The organism is Dongia rigui, assembly GCF_034044635.1.
GTDB lineage: Bacteria > Pseudomonadota > Alphaproteobacteria > Dongiales > Dongiaceae > Dongia > Dongia rigui.
The window spans coordinates 895,800-921,330 of sequence record NZ_JAXCLX010000001.1 but is presented as its reverse complement, the minus strand read 5'-3'; the positions used below and the strand labels follow the sequence as shown (position 1 = coordinate 921,330).

The following is a 25,531-nucleotide window of genomic DNA, read 5'->3' as shown; positions in this document are numbered from 1 at the left end:
TTGATGACGAAGCCCATTGCCGCTTTAGCGATCCCCGACCCGTCCGCCGCCTGCTTCGAGCATGTGCGCGACCCGGAGACAGGGGAAGAAATGCCTGCCAAGGCCGCGCAGGTCATGGAGGCAGGGTCCAAACTCTTCACCGAGCACGGTTTCGGCGCCGTGAGCATGGACCAGGTGGCCAAGACCGCTGGCGTCTCGAAGGCCACCGTCTACGCCCATTTCCAAAGCAAGGAGCAGTTGTTCGTCGCCATCGTGCGCGCGGCCTGCCTGTCCTATGCCGAGAACGTCATGCCGGAAGTGCGCGATGCCATGGATATGCGGGCAGCGCTGACCCGGATCGGCAGGTCCATTGCCGGTTTCCTCACCGCGCCCCGCACCATGGCGATCTATCGCGTCATCGTGGCGGAGGGGCCGCGTTTCCCCGATCTCGCCCGGCGCTATTACGAGACCGGCCCGCGCACCTTCAAGCGGTTGCTCACCCAATATCTGACCGAGGCGGTTGGCCACGGCGATCTCAAGATCGACAACCCACGCCTTGCCGCCGAGCAATTCTGCCAGATGGTGCGCGGACCGCTTTACATGCAGGTCCTGCTGGGGATCGTCGATGACCCGGAATCGCTGTCGGTCGACACAGTGGTCGATGGCGCGGTCGAGGTATTCCTGCGTGCCTATGGTCCCGACAGCCGGCCAGCTGCTTAAGCAGCGCTGACATGGTTCTGCAGGCTGCTGGGGTCCAGCACCTTAAAGAAGCTGTCGATCCTCGTGCCGTTGCGAGAAAGCGGCGCGATGAGCCGCACATATGACCACAAGCCGCCGTCCAAATTCACATATGTCCGTTCCGCAAGACTTGGAATGCCCAACTGAGCAACCGTCAGCGCCGCGTTGACGACATGGCGCGCATCGGTCGGGGAGAAGAAGTCGTCGGTGGTCCGGCCGCGCAATTCGCCGCCATATTTCTGGCAAACATGCGTGCCGGCCAGACGCACGCGCAGTCGGTCTGGGTTCTCTTCAAGATCGAGCAGCATCACATAGGGCAACAATGCCTTGGGCATCGCCCCTGGATCGATGCTGCGCGGCGCGCGCCGTCCATCGGATTGCTGCCAAGCCTGCAATGCATCGGCAAGATCAGGATAGCGCCCGATCTCTGTCAGCGGGATGTCGCGGTGTTGTCGCACTGACTGGGCGAATTCGGCTTGCAACATGTTCGGTCCTGTTAACAATTTGCTGTTCGACTTGGTACGCGCCGAAATCGATGCTGGATCCCCAGTTAATCATAGTATCGTGTGTGTTTTTTGGGAATAATTTACGCCCCCACCGCGTTGGCATAGACCCGGCGCGGCGGCGCCTTCAGGCATGTCTTTCCCGCCGAAAGGGTTGAGCCTGACAGCCTTCCGTCCAATGCCCTCCGTCTGATGCAATCGGTTCGGGCGGGGCGCGCAAAAATTCTGTTAATAGTTTCCCATTAGCTTTAGCCCGGGAGACATCATCGAAAAGGGTCTGGGGCCGATGCTCGATTGGTTGGCGAATTTCCGTATACGCACCTGGCTGCTGGTCGGCTTCAGCAGTGTCTCTGGTCTGCTGGTCATCGTCATCGCCGTCAATCTCTGGCAGGTGCGCAGCAATGCCGACATAACGCAGCGCATGGTGGCCGAGCGCCTGCCGACGACGACGGCCGGCAATGCCCTGGTCGCCAACGTGCAAAACTCATTGACTGCCTTGCGCGACTGGATGCTGACCGGCAACGAGGTTTTCAAGCACGACCGCGCCGATGTCTGGACCCAGATCAACACCAATGTGAGCCAGATCGACGCGCTGGCGGCGGATTGGGATGAAGCCCGCGACCGAGATGATTGGAACCAGGTGAAGGCGCTGCTGACCGGCTTTGCCGAGGCACAAGGGAAAGCCGAGGCACTGGCCAACAGCAAGGACGAACAGCCGGCCCTCAAGCTCATGAACGAGCAGGGCGAGAAGCTGATCCAAACCATCGTCAAGAGCGTCTCCGGCATGATGAACGAGGAGCTCGCCCAAGCGGCCACGGAAGAGCGCAAGGAACTCCTTATTGCGCTTTCTGATCTGCGCAACGCTTTCTCGCTGGCGCAAGCCTCGCTTCGCGCCATGGTGATGACCGGCAACGAGCAGTTCCAGAAGGAGTTCGAGAAGAACTTCAAGGTCAGTGGCAGCCGTTTGAAGACTGTCGAGAAGATGGCGGCCTTGTTCACCATCGGCCAGAAATCGGCCTTCGCGACACTGAAATCGAGTTACGAGAAATTCACGCCGCTGCCCCCACAAATGATCGAGATCCGCAAGTCGCCCGGCTGGAACCTGGCGCAGGAACTGCTGAACGGCACGGTGACGCCGCAGGGGAACCAGATTCTCGATCTGCTTTCCGGCACGCGCGGCGATGATGGCGTTCGGCGCGGTGGCCTGGTCGACCGACAGGTGACGTTGCTGGGCAGCGACGGCAGCAGCGCGCTTTCGGCCGCCCGCAACCTGCAGGTCGTGATGCTGATCCTGCTGCTGGTGGGCCTCGTCGCGGGCTTCGGCATCGCGGTCTGGATCATCCGCGTCACGTCGCGCCCGATCGGCCGCATGACGGCGGTGATGGGCGAACTGTCGCAAGGCCATCTCGACGTGGCCGTGCCGGATACCGAGCTCAGGAACGAGATCGGTGCCATGGCGCAGGCGGTCAGCGTCTTCAAGGACGGCATGATCCAGGCCCGCGACCTGGCCGCCAAGGAAGCAGCCTCGCAGGCGCTGCGCGAGGCGCGCGTCAAAAAAATCAACACGCTCACCGAGGATTTCGAGACGGCCGTGAGCGGCATCCTCGAAACGTTGGCCAACGCTGCCCAGCGCATGCAGGGCACTGCCAATTCGATGACCGAGACGGCCAGCGACACCTCGGCCCGCGCCGGCGCGGTGGCGACGGCCTCGGCGGAAGCCACCACCAATGTCCAGACTGTCGCCTCGGCGACCGAGGAACTCAACGCGTCGGTTGCAGAGATCTCACGCCAGGTGAATGAATGTGCGCGCATCGCCGGTGACGCGGCGAGCCAGGCCGCGGCCACCAACCAATTGGTCGAAGGGCTTTATGCCGCCGCCGACAAGATCGGCGCCGTCGTGCAACTGATCAACGACATTGCCGGCCAGACCAATCTGCTGGCGCTCAATGCGACGATCGAGGCGGCACGGGCCGGGGATGCCGGCAAGGGCTTCGCGGTCGTGGCGTCGGAGGTGAAGAACCTTGCTACGCAGACCGGGAATGCGACCGATGAGATCGCCGGGCAGATCCAGGCCGTGCAATCGGCAACCTCGGAAGCCGTGAATGCCATCCGCACCATTGCCGGCACGGTTTCCAGCATTAACGAGATTGTCGGTACCATCGCCTCGGCCGTGGTGGAGCAGGGAGCCGCGACGCAGGAGATCGCCCGCAATGTCCAGGAAGCGGCCGACGGGACCAACCAGGTCAATGCCAACATCTCGGGCGTCAACCAGGCGGCCGACATGACAGGTGTCGCGGCACAGCAGGTCCTCAGTGCCGCCAAGGAGCTGACCGACAAATCCGACGCTTTGCGCCAGCACGTGAAGCACTTCCTGGAAGGCGTGAAGGGCGCGTAAGGGGCGGCGGATCAAAGCAAGCTTGGTCGCCCTCACCGCCAAAGGCTACACCGCCGCCCGTGCCGATTGACGGTAGCTGCGGACGGCCTGGACGGCGATGAAGAGGACGAAGACCAGGAACAGGACCGCCGGGAAGCCGTGCGGACCGAAGAAATCCATGGCAGCACCGCACATAACAGATCCGAGCAGGGCGCCGAAGCCCCACATGGTGGAGAATGCCGAGGTGCCGGCGATGAGATCGGTGCCGCGGAAGCGATCGCCGAGCTCGGAGAGGCCCACCGTATAGATGCCGAAGCCCGCGGCGCCGCTGACCATGATCAGCGGCCAGGCAAAGATCGTGGTAATGGCGACGGGCAGCAGCCCCATGCACAAGGCTACGGTCAGGAAACAGCCGATCATCGTCTTGCGTTTCGAGGTGTGGTCGGCGATCCAGCCGATCGGTATCTGGAAGAAGACGTTGCCAAGCGACAAGGCGGTGATGGTGAGTGCCGCGACGCTCTCGCTCATGCCCATCTGGGCACCATAGACGGCGAGAAGCGCCAGCATGCCGCCGTCGAACATGGCGTGGACGCCGATGGCGAGCAACAGCAGCGGGGCCTTGCCGAAGAAGGCGAAGATCGAGACATGCGGGTCGTCCTCATGGCCGCCAGCCGCATCGGTCGAAACGCGCGAGATCGGAATCGTCGCCAGGCACAGCACCACGGCGCCGATCAGGAAGGGCAGATAGCTGCCGATGCCCGTCCAGGCGACGATGATAGGGCCAATGCCGAAGGTCGCCGAAATGCAGGTCGCATAGATGCCGACAACGCGCCCGCGCGAGCGGCCGGACGCGTTGGCCAGCACCCAGGCCTCGCTCAAGGCAAAGAGGGTGGCAACGAAAATGCCCTGTGCCAAGCGCAACGGGAACCAGGCGAGAAGAGTTGGAAAAACCGGATAGAGCAGAAACACCCCGGCAGTCGCCAGCGCCATGAAGATGGCGACCGGCTTGGCGCCAAAGCTGTGCGACAGCTTCGGGATGATCAGGCCGGCAATGAGAATGCCCACCGGCGCCATGGCGGCGTTGAGGCTGTTCACCGTCTCGCTCACACCCCAACTGCGCATGGTGAGTGCCAGCAGCGGAAACATCTCGCCCAGCGAAAAAGCAAAAACGCACACGGCGGCGCAGGCGGCAATCAGGTTGCGCCAGTTGATGGTGTCGGATGTGTTGTGGTCGGTCACAATGCTGCACTGCCCCATAAACGAAATGCCTGCGCCGCCTTGACGTCGGCGCAGGCGCGGCACACTGCCGGAAGTATGGGGCGCGTGCCAGCGCCATGAATGCAATGCTACTGCGCTGATGAAACACTGCTCGCCCCCGCAATCAGGACGTGTTGATGCGCAGCGTTTGCGTGCAGCGATGACATTTTGCCGGCATGTCACGTGAGATTGGGATTTTCTAACGGCTTCCGCTTGCCTAGACTAAGGCACGTCGGTTGGGGGTTAGGAGGGGGCTTATGGCGCAGTCGGTCTGGTCGCGCTGGCTTTGCGGGCGCCGTCACGCGCGATCTGCCTGGTTCGCCATCGCATTGGCAGCGATGTCGCTGTTCGGCCAAGCGGCCCATGCGGCGTGCAGCGGCCTCATCGCTTCCGGCAATCCGGATTACCCGCCCTATCTGTGGCGCGACCCTGCCAATGGCAATCGATTGATCGGCGCCAATGCCGCATTGATGACGCTGCTGTCGCAGGAGATCGGTCTGCCGATCGAGGTGCGCTATATCAGCTCCTGGGCACGGGTGCAGGAGGAGATGAAGAACGGCCGCATCGATCTCATCGCCGGCGCCTTCCTGACCCAGCCGCGCCTCGACTACATGGACTATGTCCACCCCATCATCGCAACCACGCGCTCGGTCGTCATCACGCGCGAGGACAGCCGGCTGAAATATGCCAAGTGGCCGGACCTCGTTGCGCATAAGGGGGTCACCGTCATCAACAACAGTTTTGGCGAGGCCTTCGACCGCTACGCCAAGGAAAACCTGAAGATCGAAGAAGTCGGCAAGCTCGACAACGCGCTGCAACTCCTTTCGCATGGTCGCGCCGATTACCTGGTTTATGAGGATGCCCCAGCCCGCGCCTTTGCCGCCCGCCTTGGCATCAAGCACCTCAAGGAGGCCAAGGCCTCGATCAGCAATGAAGACCTCTACCTGACCCTCTCGCACCGCTCGGCCTGCAATGACGGCGCGATGCGCGGCAAGCTCGCCAAGGCGATGATGAAGTTCCGTGATGCAAAGGTCATGGACGGGCTGATTGCGGAGGCGATCAAGGCCTGGCAGGGGCAATAGGCGCCCGACCAAGAAAAGGCCCATAAAAAAACTGCCGGGCACGAGGCCCGGCAAGTTAAACAGGGAGGCTTTACGTCTGGGAGACGTAGGGTCCGAAGACCCCATCCGGGCGTCGCGCCCGAATTCAGTGTGAAGCTATCGCTTCGAAACTCTGTGATCGGTGATCACCATGTCTGCCAAATAAGGCGCCATCGTGACCATTCAACCACCGGCGGATTGAAACGTTCCGTCTGTTGCTTTTATGCAACAGTGTGGCTGCCCGGCACAGGGGGAGAATAGAGGAATTGGCGGTGGCCACCAGAGTCAAATTCACAGATAGGGCATGCATTGGCTGCATAGCGTACAAAGCTATATATTTCATACATTTAGGTTGTTTGCTGCACTGCCGAAGTGGGGGTCGTGCGAATCTGTCGCAGGGTGCGCGATTGCACTTTTCCCGGACCTCTGACAGCGCGATCACTGTTGCAAGCTTGATTTCCCTATCGAGTCGGCAGGGTTTTCAAGCAGCGACGTCCGTGTCGCGATAGCGCAGAAATGCCTGATTTTGCTGCATCGCAGCGCCCGTTGAATAGGCAGAAATGCCGCCCACCGCACAGGTCGCTGCCGGTTGTGTCTCTCTGTTGACGGCCGGGTTCCGGGGGCAGACGGATTGCGCAGGGCGTTGGGCGGCCTATCTAATGATGCCGTCCCACGAAGGAGTGATGCGCCGATGATCTACCTCGTTGCCCTGGTCCTGCCGCCGCTGGCGCTGCTGCTCTATGGCAAGGTGTTCCAGGCCATCATCAACCTGGTCATCTATATCCTTGCCTGGGTGGTCTTCGTCTTCAGCCTGTTCCTGGGCGGGTCGCCCGGTTTCGTGCTGTGGCTCATCGCGGCATTGCATGCGATTCTGGTGGTCAATGACGCCAAGAAGAATGCTCGGGCGGCGGCGATCCTGGGTAGCGGCCAGCGCGGCTGATGGATTGGCGCCGTCCCGCGTTGATGCCTGGACAGTGAGGTTGCGCCCAACTGGCCAGAAGCTGACCGCAAGGCGACCGATGTGGTGTCATCACCGATGAAATGTGCGTTCTCGGAGAAATGACGCGGAGCTGTCAGCGTGACGTCACGAAGGGCGGGTAGGAAAGCGGGCTTAGCGTATTCATCGCGGGCCGAATTTTCATATGTCTCTTTTGCGTCGCGGCGCTGGCCGCTGCTTTCCCAATCCCTGGTGGCTCGGTGCCCTTCGTTTGGCGGGTGGCCTCGTTGCCTTGCTGGCGCTGGGCTGCGCTGCCATGGCGATCGAGGACGAGCTCGACGAGGCCCATGCCATTGCCGAACTACAGCGGGGCGGCAACGTCGTTTATCTGCGCCATGCCGCGCGCTTCGCCGGGCCGCGAGAAAAGCTGGATCGCTGGTCGAGCGCCGCCCAATTTGCCGATTGCCGCAGGCAGCGCAATTTGACACCCGAAGGGCAGGTACAGGCGCGCGAGATCGGCGCCTATTGGCGCATGTTGCGCATCCCGGTGCAGCGGGTCATTGCCAATGCCCCCTGCCGCACCCGCGACACGGCGATCCTGGCCTTTGGTGCAGCGGAAGTCGATCCGCGCCTGTTCGATGTCGATTTTCTAAGGCAGCTGACGCTGCAGCCAGTGCCGGCCGGCACGAATACGGTCATCGTCGGCAGCGATTCACAGCTGCGCGATCTGACCGGTGTCGATCTCGGTTTTGCCGAGGTGGCGCTGCTGAAGCCTGACGGCAAAGGCGGTGTTACCGTGGTGGCACGGCTGGATGTTGATGACTGGGCGGACGCGGCCGAACCGGGCTGGTGGTAGGCCGTCAGCTCTGCATCTTGCTTTCGGCGACTTTGCGCAGCAGGAAGTCGCGGAAGACCTGGATGCGCTTCGAATTGCGGAGTTCTTCCGGATAGACGAAATAGGCGTCGATGCGCGGACCCTGCAGTTCCGGCAGCACGCGCACTAGGCTGGTGCCTTCCGTGATCATGAATTCGGGAAGGCTTGCAAGACCAAGGCCCGATTGCACGGCACGCAGGATCGCATAGACCGAATTGACGCGCAGGATCGGCCGACGCGGCTTGTCCTTGCGCGTGCCGGCGCGCAGCAGCCAGTCGATATCCTCGACCGGCGGGCGCATGTCGTTGCCGTAGACGATGACGCGGTGCTGGTCGATGTCCTCCGGCACCTTGGGGATGCCGTGGCGCTTCAAATACGAGGGTGCGGCATAGATGTTGAGATGCACCGTCATCAAATGGCGCTGGATGAGTTCCGGCTGGCGCGGCGGCGCCATGCGGATGGCAACGTCGGCTTCGCGCATGGAAAGATCGAGTTCGCGGTCCTCAAGCACCAGGTCCACCTCGACATCGGGGTAGAGGTCGATGAATTCGAGGAGGACGGGAGTGAGCCAGGATGAGCCGAAGGCCTGCGTCGCCGTGACCTTCAACTGACCCTTGGGGCGATCCTTCGACTCTGCCAGCTGCGCCTCGGCCATGGCGAGCTTCGAAAAGACTTCGTGTGCCGTGCGATAGAGCAACTCGCCCTGCTCGGTGAGGATCAGGCCGCGGGCATGACGGTGGAAGAGGGCGACGTTGAGGCTCTCCTCCAGCGAGGAGATCTGGCGCGATACGGCCGATTGGCTGAGGTTCAGCACCTCACCGGCATGGGTGAAGGAGCCGGCTTCGGCCACGGCGTGGAAGATTCTGAGCTTGTCCCAATCCATCGACATCTGATTTCACCGGTGGCGGCTGTCCGCGAAAACCGGCGTCCCCTTTCACGCTATGGCGGCGGCCCCCCGGGCAGCCGCGTGGCAGCTGCCTTATTCGGCAGCCAGTTACTCAGCAGCTTGGGCAGTTTCGTGTTCGTGGGCGGCGATAAAGCGTTCGGCCTCGAGTGCCGCCATGCAGCCCATGCCGGCGGCGGTGACCGCCTGGCGGAAGACCTTGTCCTTCACGTCGCCGGCGGCAAAGACGCCGGGAATGTTGGTGGCGGTGCTGTCCGGCTTGGTGATGAGGTAACCCTCATTGTCCAATTCCAGCTTGCCCTTGAACAGCGCGGTCGCCGGCGAATGGCCGATCGCCACGAAAAAACCGTCGGCGGGGATGGTCGACAGCTCGCCGGTGATGACGTTCTTGACCTTGACGCCCGTGACGCCGATGGGATCGCTGTCGCCGACCACTTCCTCGACCACCGAATTCCAGACCAGCTTGATCTTCGGATTGCGGAACAGGCGGTCCTGCATGATCTTCTCGGCGCGCAGATGGTCGCGGCGATGCACCAGCGTCACCTTGCTGGCATGATTGGTGAGGTAGATCGCCTCCTCGACCGCCGTGTTGCCGCCGCCGACGATGACGACCTCCTTCTCGCGGAAGAAGAAGCCGTCGCAGGTGGCGCAAGCGGAGACGCCGAAGCCCTGGAACTTCTTTTCCGATTCAAGACCCAGCCAGCGGGCCTGGGCGCCGGTCGCGATGATCAGCGTCTCGGCCACATAGGTGTCGCCGGAATCGCCCATGGCGCGGAACGGGCGGCGCGAGAAATCGACCTCGAGGATGGTGTCGAAAATGGTCTGGGTGCCGACATGCTCGGCCTGTTTTTGCATCTGCTCCATCAGCCAGGGGCCCTGGATGACGTCGGCAAAGCCCGGATAATTCTCGACATCGGTGGTGATGGTCAGCTGCCCGCCCGGCTGGATGCCCTGGACCAGGATCGGCTTCAGATTGGCGCGCGCGGCGTAGATGGCGGCGGTGTAGCCGGCCGGGCCAGAGCCGATGATGAGAACTTTGGTTTTGATTTCCTGGGTCATGGCGCGTTCCTTGGGCAAAATCGAGGGCAGAAAGCCGATTTTCGCCATATGTCAGGCGCCAGACTCGGAATCCCGCTGAAAAGGTCTCTCAAGAATAGGGGTTGGAACCCCCAATTCCAAGCCATGCGTTGCTGTCATGGGGCAAAAAGAGGCCTGCTAACCTGCGGAAATTCCCCCCAAATCAGCTATGTCATTGGTGGATAAGGGCGCATTGGATCGCTCGCATTTTATCGATTTCAGAAATCGATTTTGAGGGCCTCTAACGCGCTGGCCTTGAGGATTTGGGGGCGATAACCCCGCCATCCATCCGGTTTCTCTAGCCAGTCGCGATAATTGGCGAAGGTAACGCTGGCGGCGCTGTTCAGTCGTGCCAGTTGATTCCAGGAAACCGGCCAGGCGACCGGCGCGCCATCGCGGGCGCGCGGCGAATAGGGGGCGATGGCGGTTGCACCCCGCTCGTTGCGGAAATGATCGATGAAAATGCGGCCGCGCCTCTTGGCCTTGCTCATGGTGGCGACAAAGTCATCCGGGGCATCGGCGGCAATGCGCGCTGCCAATTCCCCCGCAAAGGCTTTCACGACGGGCCATTCATGCCGCGGCCGGATGGGGGCGACGACATGGATGCCCTTGCCGCCCGTGATGAGTGGATAGCTGGTGAGGCCGAGCGCATCCAGGAGATCGCGGACGCGGAGCGCTGCCCGTTTGACCGCTGTGAAGTCCAATCCCTCGTCGGGATCGAGATCGAAGACGACGCGCTCCGGCTTCTCATGGTTTTTCACCCTAGAGCCCCAGACATGAAACTCCAGAGTGCTGATCTGCGCGGCGGCAACGAGGCCTTTGGCGTCCTTTAAATAAAGGTACTCGTCGGTGCCGCCGTCCTTTTCCTTCACTTTGAGGCGGTGGAATTCTGCCGACAATCCCGCGCCGGCATGGCGCTGGAAAAAGCATTGCTTCGTTTGCCCCTCCGGGCAGCGCACCAGGCTCAGCAGGCGGCCCGCAAGGAAAGGCAGCATGCGGGGGCTTGCCGCCTCCAGATACGTGGCAAGGTCGAACTTGGTGACGCCTTGCTTCGGGAACAGGATCTTGCCCGGGTGCGACAGCGCGATGCCAGCGACCTTGTTGCCGACAATCTTGCCACCGGTCAGTTTCTTTGTCGGCTTGGGCATTTCGGCCACCACTTCCTTGGCCTTCTTGTCTGCGCGCAAAGCGACGAAGCGGCCCTGACGCACCACACGGTCGCGCGTGAACTCGGCAAAGGCGATATGAGCAACGAGCTTCGGATCCAGCCAATGTGCGTGGCGCTTGATGGCCGCCGGCACCTCTCCCGTGAAAGCCGGCTTGTCACGCGCCAGTTTCTTGAACCGGGCGGCGAGATCGGCCAGGTCCTTGTCGCCGAAACCGGATCCGACCCGACCGGCATAGCGCAGTTCGCCGCCTTCATGGAGCCCCAGCAGGATGGATGAGAAGCTGCGGCCGCGACTGGAGGGCGACCAGCCGACAATGACGAATTCCTGCGCCTTCTCGCATTTAATCTTGAGCCAGGACGTGCTGCGGCCTTGCGGGTAGGTGGCATCGGCACGTTTGGCGATGATGCCCTCGAAGCCTTTGTCGCACAGTGATTTCAACATCTCCTGCCCATGATTGCGGACATGATCGTTGAAGAAAACCGGCCCCTGGCGCGGCGCGGAATTGAGAAGCTTCTGCAACGCAGCTTTGCGCGCCGTCAGCGGCTCGTTGCGGCGGGATTTACCCGCGAGTTCCAGAAGGTCGAACACGAAATAAGCGAGCGGGACATTGCCTTCCTTGATGCCCTGCTGCAGCAGGCTGAAATCAGCGCGGCCATCCTCGTTTATGGCGCAGATTTCGCCGTCCAGCAGCGCACCGTCGAGATCGAGTGCTGCGAGGGCGTCAGCGACACCACCGAATTTCCGCGTCCAATCGAGGCCATTGCGGGTGAAGATCTTGACGTTGTCGGCCGAGACAGCAGCAATGGCACGGTAACCATCGAGTTTCATCTCGTAGAGCCAATTGCCCGACGTGGGGACCTCGTCGACCAGCGTGGCCAGCGCTGGGGCATGAAAGGCGGGCAGCTTTGCGTGGCGGCTCTTCCGCGCCTTGGCGGTCTTGCGCGCGGCACCTTTCTTCCACATCGCTTCGGGTGCCGCTGCGATCTCCTTGAGGCCGCGCCCGCTCGCCACGCTGTTCTGGTGATCCTCGGTGATTTCGGGCCGATCGCGTTCGACATTGTTGTCGTGTTCCTTGATCAGCAGCCAGTTTTCGCGCTTTTCCTTTTTCTTCGGTCGCATCCGGACCAGCGCCCAGCGGCCTTTCAAGCGCTCGCCGCGAAGGGTGAAGGCGAGCTTGCCTTCCCTGAGGCCCGCTTCGGCATCGCCCTCAGGCTCCCAACGGCCCTTGTCCCAGAGCAGCACGGTGCCGGCCCCGTAATTTCCTTCCGGAATGCGCCCTTCAAAAGTCGCGTAGTTCATCGGGTGGTCTTCGGTGCGGACAGCCAGCCGCTTTTGCGAAGGATCAAGGCTGGGGCCGCGGGTGATCGCCCAGCTTTTGAGGACTCCATTCAGCTCAAGCCGCAGATCATAATGCAGGCGAGTGGCTTCATGTTTCTGGATGGTGTAGAGGCCGCCCTGAGCTTTTCGCGGCTTGCCTGCTTTTCCGCGCGGCTCGGGCGTTTCATTGAAGCGGCGCTTGGCGTTGTAGGTCGCGAGAGTGTCGGTGGCGCGGCCCAAGTCAACCGGCCTTTCGCTTCGGTGCGGCCTTGGCTCTGCCGGATTCAGCGCTGCGCACACTGCGCTTCAGCACTTCGACCAGATCGATCACCTTGGCGCCGCCGCTCGGCGCTTCCTCCTCGTCGATCTCCACCGGCGCCTTGCCCTTGCGTTTGCGCTCAATGAGTTCCTGCAAGGCTTCGGTGTATTTATCCTCGAACTTCTTCGGATCGAAGGGGGCGCTTTTGCGGTCGATGAGCTCGGTCGCGAGATTCAGCAACTCGCTATCCGGCTTCTCGACATCCATTTCGGCGAAATAGGGCGCCGCGCTGCTCACTTCGTCGGCAAAGCGCAGCGTTTCGAGCAGAATACCTTTGCCGCAGGGCTTCAGCGCGCCAATGTATTCGCGGCCCCGCATGACGAACTGCCCGAGCCCGATGCGGCCGGAAGACCGCAGGGCATCGCGGAGGACCGCGTAGGCCTCTTCCGCAGGCCCTTCCTCGGCGACGACGTAGTATGGGCGTTCGAACCAGATCGGATCGATGTCACCCTGTTTCACGAACTGGATGAGATCGAGCGTCTTCTTCGCCTCGAGTTTCACGGCATCGACTTCATCTGGCTCCAGCAGGACATAGTGGCCTTTGGAGATTTCGTAACCCTTCACGATCTCGTCGGCATCGACGGCGCCTAGGCCCGGCACGACTTTTTCGTAGCGGATGCGTTTGCCGCTGGGCTTATGCACCTGATGAAAGCTGATGCGCGCGCCGGATTTGGTGGCGGGATAGATATTGACCGGCACCATCACCAGCGCGAGGCGCAGATTGCCACTCCAGACCGGCCTGCCGCCGCCCTGGGGCGCGGCCGTGCGCTTGGACCGCGCGCCGTGGCGAGGCGGCGTTGCCTTGGGCTTTGCCGATTTTGCGGCGGATTTCTTGTCGGCGGAGCGCTTTCCAGCCGGTTTGGCGGTGGTTTTTCGGGTGGCCATGGGGCGGATGTCCTTGCCGTTCGCGGTCTCAGTCTCCAATTTTCAGAAACCCGCTCATCTGAACACAGTTCCCATGCCCAATATGAAACCAACGTCTTGGTCATCCTTATCGGCCGAAATCATGCAGTGCCGCTTGTGCAGCGATCGGCTGCCGCTGGGGCCGCGGCCGGTCTTTACCGGCAGCCCGACGGCGCGCTTGCGGCTGATCGGACAGGCGCCGGGGCGCCGGGCTCATCTTGCCGGCATCCCGTTTGCCGATGCGTCCGGCGACCGGTTACGGGCCTGGATGGGTGTCGAGAAGGCGATCTTCTATGACGCGGCGCGTATCGCCGTGACCCCCATGGGCTTCTGCTATCCCGGTAGCGGCAACGGTGGCGACAAGCTGCCGGACCCGATCTGTGCCCGCACGTGGCAGGCGAGATTGCAGGCAGCCTTGCCCCATGTCGGCCTGACGCTGCTGGTGGGCGGGCTTGCCCAGAAAGCCTATCTGCCGGCTTTCACCGACGTCACCGCGGCGGTTTCCGCGTGGCGGCGCCACCAGGGTGACATGGTGCCGCTTCCGCATCCCAGCTGGCATAATAATCGCTGGCTGAAACTCAATCCCTGGTTCGAAGAGGAGATGCTGCCGGTCTTGCGCCAGCGCATTGCGGCGCTGCTCGCCAGTTGACCGACTCGTCGCGATGGCGGCTGGATCGCGGGGAGGGACATGGACAGAATGACTTCGATCTCCGACAGCAACCGGAACCTGGCGGCCTATTTCAATCGCATCGGCTATGGCGGCGCGGCAGGTGCCAGCGCGGCGGTCTTGGCCGATGTGCACTGGCACCATGTCAGCAGCATTCCGTTCGAGAATCTCGACGTCATCTTGGGCCGCAAGGTCGATCTCGACCCGGCGGCGATTGCGGCCAAGCTGATTGGCGCCCGGCGCGGCGGCTATTGCTTCGAGCAGAACGGCTTGTACCTCGCCATGCTGCAGCAACTCGGTTTCAAGGCAGAGGCCCTGGCGGCGCGGGTGTGGTGGGGGCGAACCGACCCAAGCCTGCCACCGCGCACGCATATGACCTTGCGCGTCGGGATCGGCGACGACGCCTATCTTTGCGATGTCGGCTTCGGCGGCATGACGCCGGTCAGCCCGTTGCGCTGGGTGCTCGATCTCACACAGCCAACGACCCATGAGACCTATCGCCTGCGCGAGATGCGCGACGGGCCGGCGGCGGGCGAGACCCTCTTGGAGGCCGAGATCGATGGTGGCTGGCAGCGGCTCTATTCGTTTCTGCCGCAGCCCGTCCCCTTGCCCGATTTCAACCTCGCCAACTGGTATGTCTCAACCCATCCGGCCTCGTTCTTCACCCAGGCCATGATCGTGGCGATGCCCTTCGGAGAGGGGCGCCATGTGCTGCAGGACCGGAAATCGACCCGGCGCGCACGGGACCGCAGCGAGGCGGTGCGCCTGCTGGGCGACCGCCGGGATCTCGGCGCACAGCTGGAAGAAATCTTCGGTTTGACGCTTACCAGCGGGGATTTGGACCGGCTTTGGGGACGTCTAGCCACGTTGTGAGCAGCCGCAACAGACTCTGGCGAAATAAAATGTCCTGCAATATAATTGCGTGATCAACTCCGATTCGAGGGGGATCATTGCATGCGGCGCGCGAAACTCGACAAGATCGACCTGAAAATCCTGGCCGATCTGCAGGCGGACGGCCGCATGACCAATGTGGATCTCGCCAAGCGCGCCGGCATTTCGGCCCCGCCATGCCTGCGTCGTGTCCGTGCGCTCGAAAAGGCCGGCTTCCTCAAAGGCTATCATGCCGACGTCAATGCCGAGGCGCTGGGCTTCGGGGTCACGGTCTTTGCGCAGGTCGGTCTTTCAAGCCAGGCCGAAGCGGATCTCAAAGCCTTCGAAGCGCGCGTCCTCACCTGGCCGCAGGTGCGCGAGTGCCACATGCTGGCCGGCGAAACGGATTTCCTGTTGAAGATCGTCGCCCACGATTGGGATTCATATCAGCGGTTTCTGACCACCTGCCTCACCGCGGCGCCCAATGTCAGCCATGTGAAATCGGCGCTGGCGATCCGCACGGCGAAGAACGAACCCGGCGTGCCGATCGATATCGAAGGCGGCGAAGAGCCCAAGGGCGAGGATATCTAAGCGGCGCTCTCGAAGCCGAATTCTGCCAGACGCGACCGGCCGCGATAGACGCCGCCGAGGTCGATCAGCGTGCCGTCAGGCAGGGCCGCTTGCGTGTGGCAATCGACCCCCTGAAACAGGCGGACATCGCAGCCATCGATGAAGAAGTCGGCAAAGCGCAGGATTGGGCTGCGTTTAGGTGCCGGCGGCAGGCTGGCCAGCGAGGCATTCAGACTGGCGCTGTTCATTGCCTGCGGCAAGCGCGGATCCGCCATGAAATCGACCGCCATACCCATCATGCTCTCCACTCTTTGTTTGCTGAGCTTCCGGGTGATCTTCCGGGTGGCGACAGCAAGAACGACTTGTCTTATGAGTGGGGGTGAGGGGCGTTTAGGTTTGTGATCTCCTTCACAGTCCGGGCAGGAGCGACGGTTAGACATGAGCACGGAAGCCTGGTTAAGCCTGCTGAACGGCATCGCTGCGCGGCTCGGAGGCCACGCGGGATTCGCCGACAGCTTCACCGTTCTGCGTGAACTCGCCCCACAGGTTTCCCGTGGCGATCAGTCGATCCTACCGGTCCAGCGCTTCTGGCCGGCAGCAGGGAGCAGCGACCCGCTCGGTCGCTTGATGGCGGAGATCGAAGGCGCCCTCGGGGAAGGCTGGCGGCAGAATCCCAATTACCGCGCCAAACCGCCCAGCGCCCGCTTCCTGGACAGTTACGGCTATCTCGAATGCGCCGGGCCGGGAGCCCCTTATCGCTCGCCGGCCCTGCGAGTGGGCCTGTTGCTGCTGGGGCCGCACACGCTCTATCCGACCCATCATCATCCGGCCGAGGAAATCTATCTGCCGCTAGGCCCAGGCCGCTGGTGGAAGGAAGGCCAAGGCTGGCAATCGCGGAACGCCGGCGATGTCATCCATCATCCGCCCATGTGCGGTCATGCGACCGAGAGCGGCGATGCCTCCCTGGCCGCCATCTATCTTTGGCGCGGGGAAATCGCCAAGGCAGCGGAGATCGGCTGATGCGGGTTGCCCCTCACCCCACCCCTCTCCCCGCAAGCGGGGCGAGGGAGCTTTAGCCGAGCCTTGTCTCCAGGCCCCTCGCCCCTCCGGGGAGAGGGGGTGGGGTGAGGGTGTGTTAGCGTCCTTCGCGGCGCCAGGCGGCGAGCACTAGGCCGATGGAAAGGGCGAGGGCGGCCCAGGGCGGCAGCAAGGGCGCCTGGCTGATGCCTGTCACGATGTAGTCTTCATTGCGGGTGAGACCCAGCCAGTTGTTGCCGGCGCGCTCGCCCTTCTTGCCGACGCGGCGTATGTCGGGCAAGGCGTGATCTGGCAGGATGCCGACACCACCACCCGATGCGGCGATGAGGGCGCTGAGCGGCTGGGCGCTGGCGCGCGGATCGTTGAACTCCTTGGAATTGATTTCGCCCAATGCCGCGAAGGCATCGCGCGTGCCGTCATTGACGCGGTAGAGACCCTGATCGACGGCCGGCACGGTGGCGGTGGCGCGGCCGCGGCCGATATCGGTGAGGCGCACGGTCTCGTTCTTTTCGTCCGGGCGGAAGACGGTGACGTTGACATTGTCCTGGGGCGAGAGCGAACGGCGCTCGATTTCCAGCTTGCCGTCGATCGCGGTGGCGCGGAGGTCTTCTTCCTCCAGATCCGGTTCCTGCATCAGCCAATGGGCCGTGCGGCGGACGAGTTCGGCTTGCGGCCCGCCGCCTTCGAAGCCTTTCGACCACAGCCACATGTGATCGGAGAATATCTGTGCGACGCGGCCCTTGCCGACGCGGTTGAGCACCAGCAGCGGCAGGTCGCGTGCCCCGTTCATCAGCACTTCACCGTTGTCGGTCGTGGCGGCGATCTGGCGGAACCAACGGCCCCAATTCGGCGGCACATTGAGATCCGCGAGAAGATCGGCGGTCACCGGGTGACGCTTGCCGACATCGCTTAAGGCCGGTTTGAAGCCCTGTTCCAGGATTTCGCCGGTAGGCATCGCGGCAAAGATCGGTGCTAGGGGTGTGCGATAGAGGCTGAACTGCCCGACAGCGGTGGGGCCAGCCGCTTCGAGGACGGCGCCGCCATTCGCCACGTAATCGGCGATATGCGTGAAATATTCGTCCGGCAGGATGCCAAGATGTTCGAAGCGGTCGAAGATGATGAGGTCGAATTCCTTCAGCTTGACGTCGAACAACTCGTCATAGGGGAAGGCGATCAGCGCCAACTCGTTGATCGGCGTTGCGTCCTGCTTGTTGGGCGGCCGCAGGATGGTGAAATGGATGAGGCTGACGGAAGGATCGGATTTCAGGAGGTTGCGCCAGCTGCGCTCGCCGGGATAAGGCTCGCCGGAGATCAGCAGGACCTTCAACTCGCTGCGCACGCCGCTGACGGACAGGACCGCGCGGTTGTTGATGCGGGTGAGTTCGGCCGGTCCGTCATCGGCCTCGATCTCGAATACGGTCTGGCCGCCATGCTCCAGGCCCAGTGACAAGGTGGTCTCGCGACCGGTCACCACCGGCACGGGATCGAGGGCGACACCATCGCGCTTGATGCGGATATTGGCGGCGGCGCCGGGATTGGCGCCGAGATCGTCGACGCGGAGCTTCACCTCGACCGGCTTGCCGACCAGGCCGAAGCTCGGCGCCTCGATCAACGCGATGCGGCGGTCGCCCTTGGCCGGGTCGTCGCTCAGGAGCAGATGCACAGGCGCATCGATGCCAAGGTCAGCGAAGGTCTGCGGCACGTCATGCACCTGGCCATCCGAGACGATCATGATTCCAGCGATGCGTGCCAGCGGCAGATCCGCCATGCCGCGGCGCAGCGCCGTGAACAGCTCGGTACCCTTCTCAGCCGTATCGGGACCGGCGCCGGCATCGATCACCTTGATTTCAAGATCGCCGAACTTGCCGAGGCGCTGATTGAGTTCGCTCACAGCCCGCGCTGTTTCCTCAGCCCGCGCGCCGATCGATTGCGAGGGCGAGTGGTCGATGAGAATGACGGCAATGTCTTTCTGATAGGCGCGCTTCTCCTGCACCATGCTGGGGTCGAGCAGCGCCGCGAACAGGCTGAGGACAGCGAGCAGGCGCAAGACCGACCCCCGTGCCCGGCGCCAGAGCGAGAGCAGAAAGAGGGCTGCAAAGAGCACTGCCAGCGCCACCAGCAAGGGCTTGGGCAGCAGTGGGTTGAGGACGACGGAGAGGCCGTTCCAGCTGAAATCGCTCATTGCCCCAGCCTTTCGAGGATGGCCGGGACATGGACCTGGTCTTCCTTGTACTTGCCGGTCAGCGCGTACATGACCAGGTTGATGCCGAAACGATAGGCGAATTCGCGTTGCTTCTCGCCGCCCGGCGTCACCGGAAAGAGCGGCTGGCCGTAGTCATCGGTTGCCCAGGCGGCGGCATAGTCGTTACTGCCGACGATGACCGAGGCGACGCCGTCATTGAGGCGGTTCTGCGCGCTTTCGACCCAGAGCGTGCCGCCGACCCAGCGACCGGGAAAGTCCTTCAGCAGATAGAAGGAACGCGTGAGCACATGCTCCGGTCCGACCGGCGCCAGGGTCGGTATGTCGAGCCCACCGGTCAGTTCCTGCAGACGCATGGCGCCTGGACCGAGGCCGCCGGTGATGCCGACGACATTCTGGTCCGCCGTGTCGAACAGGATCATGCCGCCGCCGGCAAGATAGCGGTTGATCTCGGTAACGGCGCGGTCGCTCAAGCTACCGCTGGAGCCGGCGATCGGCCAATAGAGGATGGGATAGAAATCGAGCGTGTCGACATCAAGATCGATGCCGACCGGTTCGCCCATATCGGCCGAAGTTCGTTCCAGCAGCTTGGTGGTGAGGCCGAAGAGACCGGCGCGGCTGGTGGCATCGACATTGGGGATGCCGGTCCGCACATAAGCGAGATGCGTCGTGTCGGCGGCCGCGATGATCTCGTCATCCGTCATCGGCTGCACGGCCGCTGGCGGCGTGGTGCTGTCCTGCGCCAGGGCGCGCGGGCTGGGCGCCAGGATAACGAGGCATGCGACCACCAGGCTCATCGCCGTCGCGGCGCGATGGCGCGACAACAATCCGCGCATCGCGAGGCCGATCGCGATATCGGCGGCAAGCAGCATCGCGGCGAGCAACAGCAGCCAGGGTTTCCAATCGATCGCGGTCGAGGGGGCCAAGGGGTCGAGCGAGAGGGCAAGCGGCGTGACGGCCGGCAAATGCGCCGTGAGGTTGAGCGCGCGGCGCCCTTCCGGCGGGCCATAGAGCCCCGGCGGATGCAACGGGCCGCTGATCTGATCTTTGAGATCCGCGGCGGAGAGCGGCGTCAGGCTGGACGGCGCCGGCATCAGACGACCGAAGCCGTCGATGATCTGGGCGGGCGGCAATGGCGTCGCCTTGTCCTGGGCGGTGCCGGGAACGCCGGCTGCCAGCATCAGCAGGCGGTTGAGCATGTCGACATAGAGGCCAGAGAGGGCAAGGTTCGACCAGGCGGTATTGGCGCTGACATGGAAGAGGACGATGTAGCCGTCGCCGCGCTTGGTGCCGGTCACCAGCGGCGTTCCGTCGCTGAGCCGCGCCCAGGTCTTGGCGCCGAGGTCGATGTCGGGCTGCGCCAGCACCTGGCGGTTGACTGTCACATCCTTTGGCACATCGAGGCCGATGAAAGGCGAGGCCGCCGGGAAAGGGGCGAGCGATGCCGGCTTCGACCAGCTCAAGGCGCCGCCCAGCACGCGGTCACCCTGGCGCAGGCGCACCGGCAGCAAGCTGTCATCTGCCGCCAGCGCCAGCCGGTCGCCGGCAAAGCGGATCAGCGTGCCGCCGTCTTCGACCCAGGCGGCGAGCGTTGCGCGCTCACCATCGCTGATCTTGCTGCCATCGGGCAGGATCATGACAGAGAGCGGCTGCTTGGCCAGCGTCGCCACGGTGCCGACGCGAAGTTCGTTGCCGGGCTGCAGGGCACGCTCGACATAATAGAGCTCGCCCAGCAAGGGCTGGCGCGCCGCCGCGGCATTGTCTGTGATGACGCCGATGGGCTTTGATCCGGCGCTGTCATCCAGCAGAACGATGCCACCGGCCTGACCGTTATCGCCTTCAACAACGGATTGCAGCATGACCGCGCCCACACGGCCGCGCAGTTCGAGTGGCAGCGGCACGTTGGCCTCGACGGCATTGCGGCTGGCGGCGAACCCGGCCTTGCCAAGGCTGATGGTGCGGCCGTCGTGATCGAGGATGCGCAGGGCGATGCTTTGGGCAGCCCCGACCATCGGCCGTTCGACATTGATCTTCAGGCCGGCGGCGTCGATCTTGGCCGGCCGCAAAATGACCGGCAGATCGCGCGGGCCGACGATCTTGAGGTCGCCCAGTTTCTCGAGCCGGGCCGCCAGTTCAGCATCAGCGTCGCCGGGAAGGCCGACACCGTCACTGAGCCAGGTGGTGTTGAGATCGGTCGGCAGGGCATTGCTGCCGGCCGTCCGCTCCAGCATGGCCAGCACCAGGTCGCGCCGGCCCGGCCAGGGTTGCGGCGCCAAATTGGCCAGCGCTGCCTTGGCCTGCGCGGGGGCGAGGCGGTCGGGCGGGTTAAGGCCGGTCTGCCCCAGTCCTGGCGCGGTCGGCAGCAAAAGCACGTCGCGGCCTTCGCGCGCCGCCTGGTCGATGAGGTTGTCGGCGGCAAGGTTGGCTTCGCGCCAATGCGGTGCCGCCGACCAGCCGTTGTCGACCAGCAGCAGCAGCGGGCCGCTGCGGCCGAAATTGGCGCCGGCATTCCAGACCGGATGCGAGAGCGCGGCAATTACCAGCGCAGCGATGACGACGCGCAGCAGGATGAGCCACCAGGGCGTGCGATGCGGCGTCTCCTCATGCGGGATGAGGCCGAAGAGCAGGCGGATGGCCGGGAAGGGAATGCGCTTGGGACTTGGCGGCGTCAAGCGCAGCAGCCACCACAGGATGGGAAGCGCCAGGAAGGCCGCAAGCAGCGCCGGGGCGAGGATGCTGAGGCTGCCGATATTCATCGCCGCATCCCGCGATCGGCGGCGAGCCATTGATAGAGCTGCAGCACGGAGGTTGCCGCCGGGCCATCGGTCACATGCACCGTCATGCTCCAGCCGGCATGGCGGGCGAGATCGCGCAAAGCCTGCTGATGGGCGGTGAGGCGTTCGAGATATTGGTCGCGGATACCTTCGGCACGGCTCATCAGCACGTCGCCCTCACGCTCGAGACCTAAGAATCTTACGCGGCCGGTGAAGGGCATGCTCTGTTCTGCCGGGTCCAGCACTTGCAGCAGGTGACCGTGCACATTGCGCGCGGCAAAGCGGGCGATGACCTCTTGCCAGGCATCGACCGGCGACAGGAAGTCGCTGATGATGAGCGCATGGGCATGGGCCGGCAGATCCGCCTGCGGCGGCACGCTGGGCGCCTTGGCCGGATCGCGCGCATCGACAAAGAGGCGTTCGGCGATGCGCTCGGTGACACCGCGTCCGGCGCTGGGCGGTTCAGGGTGACCGAGCAGGCCGACGCGTTCGCCGGCGCGCGCCAGCACACTAGAAAGGGCCAGGGCCAGCACCTGTGCCCGCGCCAATTTGGTGGGGAGATCGCGCCGGCTGCCATAGGTCATGGAGGGCGAGTGATCGCACCACAGATAGACGCTTTGCGAGGCCGACCATTCCAACTGGCGCAGGTAAAGCTTGTCGGTCTTGGCGGAGGCGCGCCAGTCGAGGCGCTTCAGTTCATCGCCGGCGTAATAGGGACGGTATTGCCAGAACACCTCGCCGGACCCAGTACGCCGGCGGCCATGTACCCCCTGCTCGACGGTCGCAGCAATCCGTTCGGCCGCCAGCAGCAAGGGCGGCAGACGTTCGGCGATCGCCGCCGCTTCCGCCTTCTGGCGGTCGCGCGCGATCTGCAGGGTGACGTTCGGGTCGGTACCGGTCAGCGCCACGCGATCGCTCAGTTCAGTTGCTCGGTCAGTTTATCGATGATGCCGCCCAAGGTGACGCCCTCGGCGCGGGCGCCGTAATTGAGTGCGACGCGGTGGCGCAGCACCGGATGGGCAAGGGCCGCGACATCGTCGATCGAGGGGCTGAAGCGGCCCTGCATCAATGCACGGGCGCGGCTGGCCAGCATGAGGGCCTGGCCAGCGCGCGGTCCGGGGCCCCAGGCGAGGCTCGATTTCACGGCATCGATCTCGCTCGTCTCAGGCCTTCCGGCGCGCACCAAACGCAGAATCGCCTCGACCACCTTGTCGCCGACAGGAATGCGGCGCACCAGGCGCTGGGCGGCCATCAATTCGGCTGCACTCAGCACCGTCTCCGGTTCGGCATCGGCGGCACCGGTGGTGACGATCAGCATCTGCCGCTCGGCCTCGACGCTGGGATAATGTACGTCGATCTGCAGCAGGAAGCGGTCGAGCTGTGCTTCGGGCAGAGGGTAGGTGCCTTCCTGCTCCAAGGGGTTCTGGGTGGCCAGCACATGGAATGGCTGCGGCAGGGCGTGGGTTTGGCCGCCGACCGAGACCTTGTGCTCCTGCATCGCCTGCAGCAGTGCCGATTGCGTGCGCGGGCTGGCGCGATTGATTTCGTCGGCCATCAGCAGCTGGCTGAAGACGGGACCCTTGATGAAGCGGAAGGCGCGCTTGCCGGAATCGCTTTCCTCCAGCACTTCCGAGCCGATGATGTCGGCCGGCATCAGATCCGGCGTACACTGAACGCGCTTGGCATCGAGGCCCAAGACCTTGCCCAGGCAGTCGACGAGGCGGGTCTTGGCAAGGCCCGGAACACCCACCAGCAGCACATGGCCGCCGCCCAGCAGGCTGATGAGCGATTGTTCGACCGTTTCTTCCTGGCCGAAGATGATCTGGCCGATATTGTTGCGCACTTGACCGAGTCGGCGGCTCAGTGTCTCGATCTCCGCGCCAAGGTCGGCGCCGGGATTGCCGCCTGGCTGGCTGGAAACGGCGCCGGGATTAAGGCCGGGGGTCGCGGAAAGGCTGGAATCGGTACTTGCCAAGTCGGCCTCCTTGCACTCGTATGATAATGGCTTATCTTTTCTTTAGATTTCAGAAGCGTAGCGCCAGGCACCGGGCGATGTCCAACCTCGATTTGAGCAATCCCGATTTCAGCAAATTGCCCTCCTGCGGCGATTTCGATTTTCGCATCGCCCGGGACGGCACCTGGTTCTATCGCGGCTCGCCGATCGGACGTAAACCTTTGGTACGGCTATTTTCCACGGTATTGCGGCGAGAAGATGACGGTTCCTTCTGGCTGGTGACGCCGGTCGAACGCGGGCGGATCACGGTCGACGATGCCCCCTTCGTCGCCGTGGAGATGGAGGTTCGGGGTTCCGGCCAGGAGCAGCACCTGGCATTTCGGACAAATGTCGAAGAGTGGGTGACGGCGGATGCGGCGCACCCCATTCGGGTCGATCTCGGCGCAGATGGCGCTCCCAGCCCCTATATAAGGGTGCGTGGTGCGCTGGATGCACTCATTTCTCGGCCTGTTTTCTATCAGTTGGTCGACCTCGCCGAAACCCGCGCCGATGGCGGCCGCTCGGAACTGGGCATCTGGAGCGCTGGCACGTATTTTCCGCTCGGCTTTGCCGAGGCCGCCTGATGCCGCGCGATCTGGTTCTCACGCGCTTTCGCGATGTCGTCCCCGGACTGGTTCCGGGGCGCCGCGGCGCGCCGACGCCGCGCGGCGATGACGATCTCAACCCCGAGATGCGCGCCGACATGGCCGGGCGCAAGCTGGTGCCGGCCGCCGTCCTGGTGCCACTGGTCGATCGGCCGGAGGGCATGACCGTGCTGCTCACCAAGCGCACAGATCATCTTCATGACCATGCCGGGCAGATCAGCTTTCCAGGTGGCCGGGTCGATCCCGAAGATGCCGATGCCGTTGCCGCCGCCTTGCGTGAGACGGAAGAGGAAACGGGCTTGCCGCGGGCACATATCGACCTCGTCGGGCAGCTCGACATTTATGTGACGCGCACCGGTTTCGAAGTGACGCCCGTGGTTGGCCTGGTACGCCCCGGCTTCACTCTCAATCCAGACACGTTCGAGGTGGCGGAAGTATTCGAGGTGCCGCTGGCCTTCTTCCTCGATCCCGCCAATCGCCGCATGGAAAGCCGCGAATGGCAGGGTCGGCGGCGGTATTTCTATGCCTATCCTTATGCCGATTATTATATCTGGGGGGCTACGGCCGGCATGCTCAACAATCTCGCCGAAGTCCTGAGTGCCGCCTGATGCGCGCCATTCTCGAAATTGCCATTCCACTGCTGCTGCCCGCGCTGCTCTACTGGCTCTATCTGCGCCTGCAGGAGAAGCGTGGCCGGCCTGTCCGGGAAGTGCCGGTCTCGTGGCTGGCGGCAATCGGTGTCTTTTTCGTGCTGATCGTGCTCGGCGCTGGCTGGCTGGGGGGCAGCGAGCCGCCCAGCGGGAAGTACATTCCGCCCAGCGTCGTCGACGGCAAGGTCGTGCCAGGCCATTTCGAGGAAGACGGCCAGAGCCAATAATGTCGCCGGCAGCATTATCTAGCGTTGCTTGATAATGTTTATGAGCAGTTTCCGAGATGATGGCTCGACCGGCTGTGCCATGCTGGCCAGCAAAATGGCGGAACGTCGCCACCGAAGACGGCAGGAGACGGGCATGGGGCGGCTCACCACCCACGTTCTGGACACGGCGCATGGCGTGCCGGGTGGCGGCATGCGGGTGATCCTGTGGCGCGTCGCTGGATCGCGCCAACAAATGGCGGATGTCACGACCAATGCCGACGGCCGCTGCGACCGGCCGCTGCTGGACGGCGCTACCTTCGTTGCCGGCACCTATGAACTCGATTTTCACGCCGGCGACTATTTCGCAGCGCGCGGGATCGCCCTGCCGCAACCCCGCTTCCTCGACGTCGTGACCTTGCGCTTCGGCGTCAGCGATCCGGCGCAGCATTATCATGTGCCGCTGCTGGTATCGCCCTTTGCCTATTCGACTTATCGCGGGTCGTGAAG

At 63.5% G+C, this 25,531-nt stretch carries 24 protein-coding genes; 13 read left to right on the top strand and 11 right to left on the bottom strand.

Going from position 1 to position 25,531, the window contains the following annotated elements:
- Positions 1-3: 3 nt before the first annotated feature.
- Complete coding sequence (locus SMD31_RS04160; protein ID WP_320499464.1) at positions 4-699, top strand: TetR/AcrR family transcriptional regulator; 696 nt, start codon at positions 4-6, stop codon at positions 697-699.
- Here SMD31_RS04160 and SMD31_RS04155 read toward each other — a convergent pair.
- Positions 696-1,202 (bottom strand): PAS domain-containing protein, encoded by a 507-nt coding sequence (locus tag SMD31_RS04155; protein WP_320499463.1) that lies wholly within the window; start codon positions 1,200-1,202, stop codon positions 696-698. The two genes, SMD31_RS04160 and SMD31_RS04155, sit on opposite strands and share 4 nt — an antisense overlap.
- Before the next feature lie 304 nt (positions 1,203-1,506).
- Here SMD31_RS04155 and SMD31_RS04150 point away from each other — a divergent pair, with 304 nt between their 5' ends.
- Positions 1,507-3,615: a HAMP domain-containing methyl-accepting chemotaxis protein gene (locus SMD31_RS04150; protein WP_320499462.1), complete on the top strand. Its 2,109-nt coding sequence runs from the start codon at positions 1,507-1,509 to the stop codon at positions 3,613-3,615.
- 45 nt (positions 3,616-3,660) lie between these two features.
- Here SMD31_RS04150 and SMD31_RS04145 read toward each other — a convergent pair whose 3' ends face one another.
- Positions 3,661-4,833 carry an MFS transporter gene (locus SMD31_RS04145; RefSeq protein ID WP_320499461.1) on the bottom strand — a complete coding sequence of 391 codons (1,173 nt, stop codon included), beginning with the start codon at positions 4,831-4,833 and terminating at the stop codon, positions 3,661-3,663.
- Positions 4,834-5,108: 275 nt separating this feature from the next.
- Here SMD31_RS04145 and SMD31_RS04140 point away from each other — a divergent pair, with 275 nt between their 5' ends.
- The 3 genes from SMD31_RS04140 to SMD31_RS04130 all read left to right on the top strand — a co-directional run bounded on the left by SMD31_RS04140 (position 5,109) and on the right by SMD31_RS04130 (position 7,744).
- Complete coding sequence (locus SMD31_RS04140) at positions 5,109-5,933, top strand: substrate-binding periplasmic protein (protein WP_320499460.1); 825 nt, start codon at positions 5,109-5,111, stop codon at positions 5,931-5,933.
- 709 nt (positions 5,934-6,642) lie between these two features.
- On the top strand, positions 6,643-6,891 hold the full coding sequence (locus SMD31_RS04135) for a hypothetical protein (protein WP_320499459.1): 249 nt from the start codon (positions 6,643-6,645) through the stop codon (positions 6,889-6,891).
- A gap of 202 nt (positions 6,892-7,093) precedes the next feature.
- Positions 7,094-7,744: a histidine phosphatase family protein gene (locus SMD31_RS04130; RefSeq protein ID WP_320499458.1), complete on the top strand. Its 651-nt coding sequence runs from the start codon at positions 7,094-7,096 to the stop codon at positions 7,742-7,744.
- Positions 7,745-7,748: 4 nt separating this feature from the next.
- On the opposite strand, the gene SMD31_RS04125 is transcribed toward SMD31_RS04130, so the two are convergent.
- From SMD31_RS04125 to ku, 4 genes are all read right to left on the bottom strand, one after another.
- Entirely contained in the window at positions 7,749-8,645 is an 897-nt protein-coding gene (locus SMD31_RS04125) for a LysR family transcriptional regulator (protein ID WP_320501002.1), read from the bottom strand.
- A 111-nt stretch (positions 8,646-8,756) separates the two neighbouring features.
- Positions 8,757-9,725, bottom strand: a complete 969-nt coding sequence (gene trxB, locus SMD31_RS04120) for a thioredoxin-disulfide reductase (RefSeq protein ID WP_320499457.1) — start codon at positions 9,723-9,725, stop codon at positions 8,757-8,759.
- A 236-nt stretch (positions 9,726-9,961) separates the two neighbouring features.
- Positions 9,962-12,469 (bottom strand): DNA ligase D, encoded by a 2,508-nt coding sequence (gene ligD, locus SMD31_RS04115; protein WP_320499456.1) that lies wholly within the window; start codon positions 12,467-12,469, stop codon positions 9,962-9,964.
- Between the two features lies 1 nt (position 12,470).
- Positions 12,471-13,433, bottom strand: a complete 963-nt coding sequence (ku, locus tag SMD31_RS04110) for a non-homologous end joining protein Ku (RefSeq protein ID WP_320499455.1) — start codon at positions 13,431-13,433, stop codon at positions 12,471-12,473.
- Between the two features lie 121 nt (positions 13,434-13,554).
- On the opposite strand from ku, the gene SMD31_RS04105 reads away from it, so the two are divergent.
- From SMD31_RS04105 to SMD31_RS04095, 3 genes are all read left to right on the top strand, one after another.
- Complete coding sequence (locus tag SMD31_RS04105) at positions 13,555-14,100, top strand: uracil-DNA glycosylase family protein (protein ID WP_320499454.1); 546 nt, start codon at positions 13,555-13,557, stop codon at positions 14,098-14,100.
- Positions 14,101-14,139: 39 nt separating this feature from the next.
- Positions 14,140-14,991, top strand: coding sequence for an arylamine N-acetyltransferase family protein (locus SMD31_RS04100; RefSeq protein ID WP_320499453.1), 852 nt, complete (start codon positions 14,140-14,142; stop codon positions 14,989-14,991).
- Between the two features lie 81 nt (positions 14,992-15,072).
- Positions 15,073-15,579: an Lrp/AsnC family transcriptional regulator gene (locus SMD31_RS04095; RefSeq protein WP_320499452.1), complete on the top strand. Its 507-nt coding sequence runs from the start codon at positions 15,073-15,075 to the stop codon at positions 15,577-15,579.
- Here SMD31_RS04095 and SMD31_RS04090 read toward each other — a convergent pair.
- The gene (locus SMD31_RS04090; RefSeq protein ID WP_320499451.1) at positions 15,576-15,857 is read right to left on the bottom strand and encodes a hypothetical protein; all 282 of its coding nucleotides are present in this window, start codon (positions 15,855-15,857) and stop codon (positions 15,576-15,578) included. The genes SMD31_RS04095 and SMD31_RS04090 overlap by 4 nt on opposite strands.
- 139 nt (positions 15,858-15,996) lie before the next feature.
- Between SMD31_RS04090 and SMD31_RS04085 the strand changes: the two genes are divergently transcribed.
- Positions 15,997-16,578 carry a dimethylsulfonioproprionate lyase family protein gene (locus SMD31_RS04085; protein WP_320499450.1) on the top strand — a complete coding sequence of 194 codons (582 nt, stop codon included), beginning with the start codon at positions 15,997-15,999 and terminating at the stop codon, positions 16,576-16,578.
- Between the two features lie 115 nt (positions 16,579-16,693).
- On the opposite strand, the gene SMD31_RS04080 is transcribed toward SMD31_RS04085, so the two are convergent.
- Genes SMD31_RS04080 through SMD31_RS04065 form a run of 4 tightly spaced genes read right to left on the bottom strand, consistent with a single transcriptional unit; the run spans position 16,694 to position 23,443 of the window.
- Entirely contained in the window at positions 16,694-18,778 is a 2,085-nt protein-coding gene (locus tag SMD31_RS04080) for a hypothetical protein (RefSeq protein WP_320499449.1), read from the bottom strand.
- Positions 18,775-21,552 carry a DUF4159 domain-containing protein gene (locus SMD31_RS04075; protein ID WP_320499448.1) on the bottom strand — a complete coding sequence of 926 codons (2,778 nt, stop codon included), beginning with the start codon at positions 21,550-21,552 and terminating at the stop codon, positions 18,775-18,777. Before SMD31_RS04075 ends, SMD31_RS04080 begins: the two co-directional genes overlap by 4 nt.
- Complete coding sequence (locus SMD31_RS04070; protein ID WP_320499447.1) at positions 21,549-22,478, bottom strand: DUF58 domain-containing protein; 930 nt, start codon at positions 22,476-22,478, stop codon at positions 21,549-21,551. Before SMD31_RS04070 ends, SMD31_RS04075 begins: the two co-directional genes overlap by 4 nt.
- 8 nt (positions 22,479-22,486) lie before the next feature.
- Positions 22,487-23,443 carry a MoxR family ATPase gene (locus tag SMD31_RS04065; RefSeq protein ID WP_320501001.1) on the bottom strand — a complete coding sequence of 319 codons (957 nt, stop codon included), beginning with the start codon at positions 23,441-23,443 and terminating at the stop codon, positions 22,487-22,489.
- 179 nt (positions 23,444-23,622) lie between these two features.
- On the opposite strand from SMD31_RS04065, the gene SMD31_RS04060 reads away from it, so the two are divergent.
- From SMD31_RS04060 to uraH, 4 genes are read left to right on the top strand one after another with little or no spacing between them, the layout of a single operon-like run.
- The gene (locus tag SMD31_RS04060) at positions 23,623-24,147 is read left to right on the top strand and encodes a DUF1285 domain-containing protein (RefSeq protein ID WP_320499446.1); all 525 of its coding nucleotides are present in this window, start codon (positions 23,623-23,625) and stop codon (positions 24,145-24,147) included.
- Entirely contained in the window at positions 24,147-24,776 is a 630-nt protein-coding gene (locus tag SMD31_RS04055) for a CoA pyrophosphatase (RefSeq protein WP_320499445.1), read from the top strand. The genes SMD31_RS04060 and SMD31_RS04055 overlap by 1 nt, the downstream gene beginning before the upstream one ends.
- A complete protein-coding gene (locus tag SMD31_RS04050) occupies positions 24,776-25,045 on the top strand; it encodes a hypothetical protein (RefSeq protein ID WP_320499444.1) in 270 nt (89 codons plus the stop codon). The genes SMD31_RS04055 and SMD31_RS04050 overlap by 1 nt, the downstream gene beginning before the upstream one ends.
- A 40-nt stretch (positions 25,046-25,085) precedes the next feature.
- On the top strand, positions 25,086-25,529 hold the full coding sequence (uraH, locus tag SMD31_RS04045) for a hydroxyisourate hydrolase (RefSeq protein WP_320499443.1): 444 nt from the start codon (positions 25,086-25,088) through the stop codon (positions 25,527-25,529).
- Positions 25,530-25,531: the final 2 nt, after the last annotated feature.

Coding starts and splice junctions, on each gene's coding strand:
- SMD31_RS04155 (WP_320499463.1), bottom strand. CDS start 1,202: ATGTTGCAAGCCGAATTCGCCCAGTCAGTGCGACAACACCGCGACATC.
- SMD31_RS04140 (WP_320499460.1), top strand. CDS start 5,109: ATGGCGCAGTCGGTCTGGTCGCGCTGGCTTTGCGGGCGCCGTCACGCG.
- SMD31_RS04100 (WP_320499453.1), top strand. CDS start 14,140: ATGGACAGAATGACTTCGATCTCCGACAGCAACCGGAACCTGGCGGCC.
- SMD31_RS04060 (WP_320499446.1), top strand. CDS start 23,623: ATGTCCAACCTCGATTTGAGCAATCCCGATTTCAGCAAATTGCCCTCC.
- SMD31_RS04090 (WP_320499451.1), bottom strand. CDS start 15,857: ATGATGGGTATGGCGGTCGATTTCATGGCGGATCCGCGCTTGCCGCAG.
- SMD31_RS04150 (WP_320499462.1), top strand. CDS start 1,507: ATGCTCGATTGGTTGGCGAATTTCCGTATACGCACCTGGCTGCTGGTC.
- SMD31_RS04050 (WP_320499444.1), top strand. CDS start 24,776: ATGCGCGCCATTCTCGAAATTGCCATTCCACTGCTGCTGCCCGCGCTG.
- SMD31_RS04080 (WP_320499449.1), bottom strand. CDS start 18,778: ATGAGCGATTTCAGCTGGAACGGCCTCTCCGTCGTCCTCAACCCACTG.
- uraH (WP_320499443.1), top strand. CDS start 25,086: ATGAGCAGTTTCCGAGATGATGGCTCGACCGGCTGTGCCATGCTGGCC.
- SMD31_RS04055 (WP_320499445.1), top strand. CDS start 24,147: ATGCCGCGCGATCTGGTTCTCACGCGCTTTCGCGATGTCGTCCCCGGA.
- ku (WP_320499455.1), bottom strand. CDS start 13,433: ATGGCCACCCGAAAAACCACCGCCAAACCGGCTGGAAAGCGCTCCGCC.
- SMD31_RS04130 (WP_320499458.1), top strand. CDS start 7,094: ATGTCTCTTTTGCGTCGCGGCGCTGGCCGCTGCTTTCCCAATCCCTGG.
- SMD31_RS04085 (WP_320499450.1), top strand. CDS start 15,997: ATGAGCACGGAAGCCTGGTTAAGCCTGCTGAACGGCATCGCTGCGCGG.
- SMD31_RS04135 (WP_320499459.1), top strand. CDS start 6,643: ATGATCTACCTCGTTGCCCTGGTCCTGCCGCCGCTGGCGCTGCTGCTC.
- SMD31_RS04075 (WP_320499448.1), bottom strand. CDS start 21,552: ATGAATATCGGCAGCCTCAGCATCCTCGCCCCGGCGCTGCTTGCGGCC.
- trxB (WP_320499457.1), bottom strand. CDS start 9,725: ATGACCCAGGAAATCAAAACCAAAGTTCTCATCATCGGCTCTGGCCCG.
- SMD31_RS04105 (WP_320499454.1), top strand. CDS start 13,555: ATGCAGTGCCGCTTGTGCAGCGATCGGCTGCCGCTGGGGCCGCGGCCG.
- SMD31_RS04125 (WP_320501002.1), bottom strand. CDS start 8,645: ATGGATTGGGACAAGCTCAGAATCTTCCACGCCGTGGCCGAAGCCGGC.
- SMD31_RS04095 (WP_320499452.1), top strand. CDS start 15,073: ATGCGGCGCGCGAAACTCGACAAGATCGACCTGAAAATCCTGGCCGAT.
- SMD31_RS04160 (WP_320499464.1), top strand. CDS start 4: ATGACGAAGCCCATTGCCGCTTTAGCGATCCCCGACCCGTCCGCCGCC.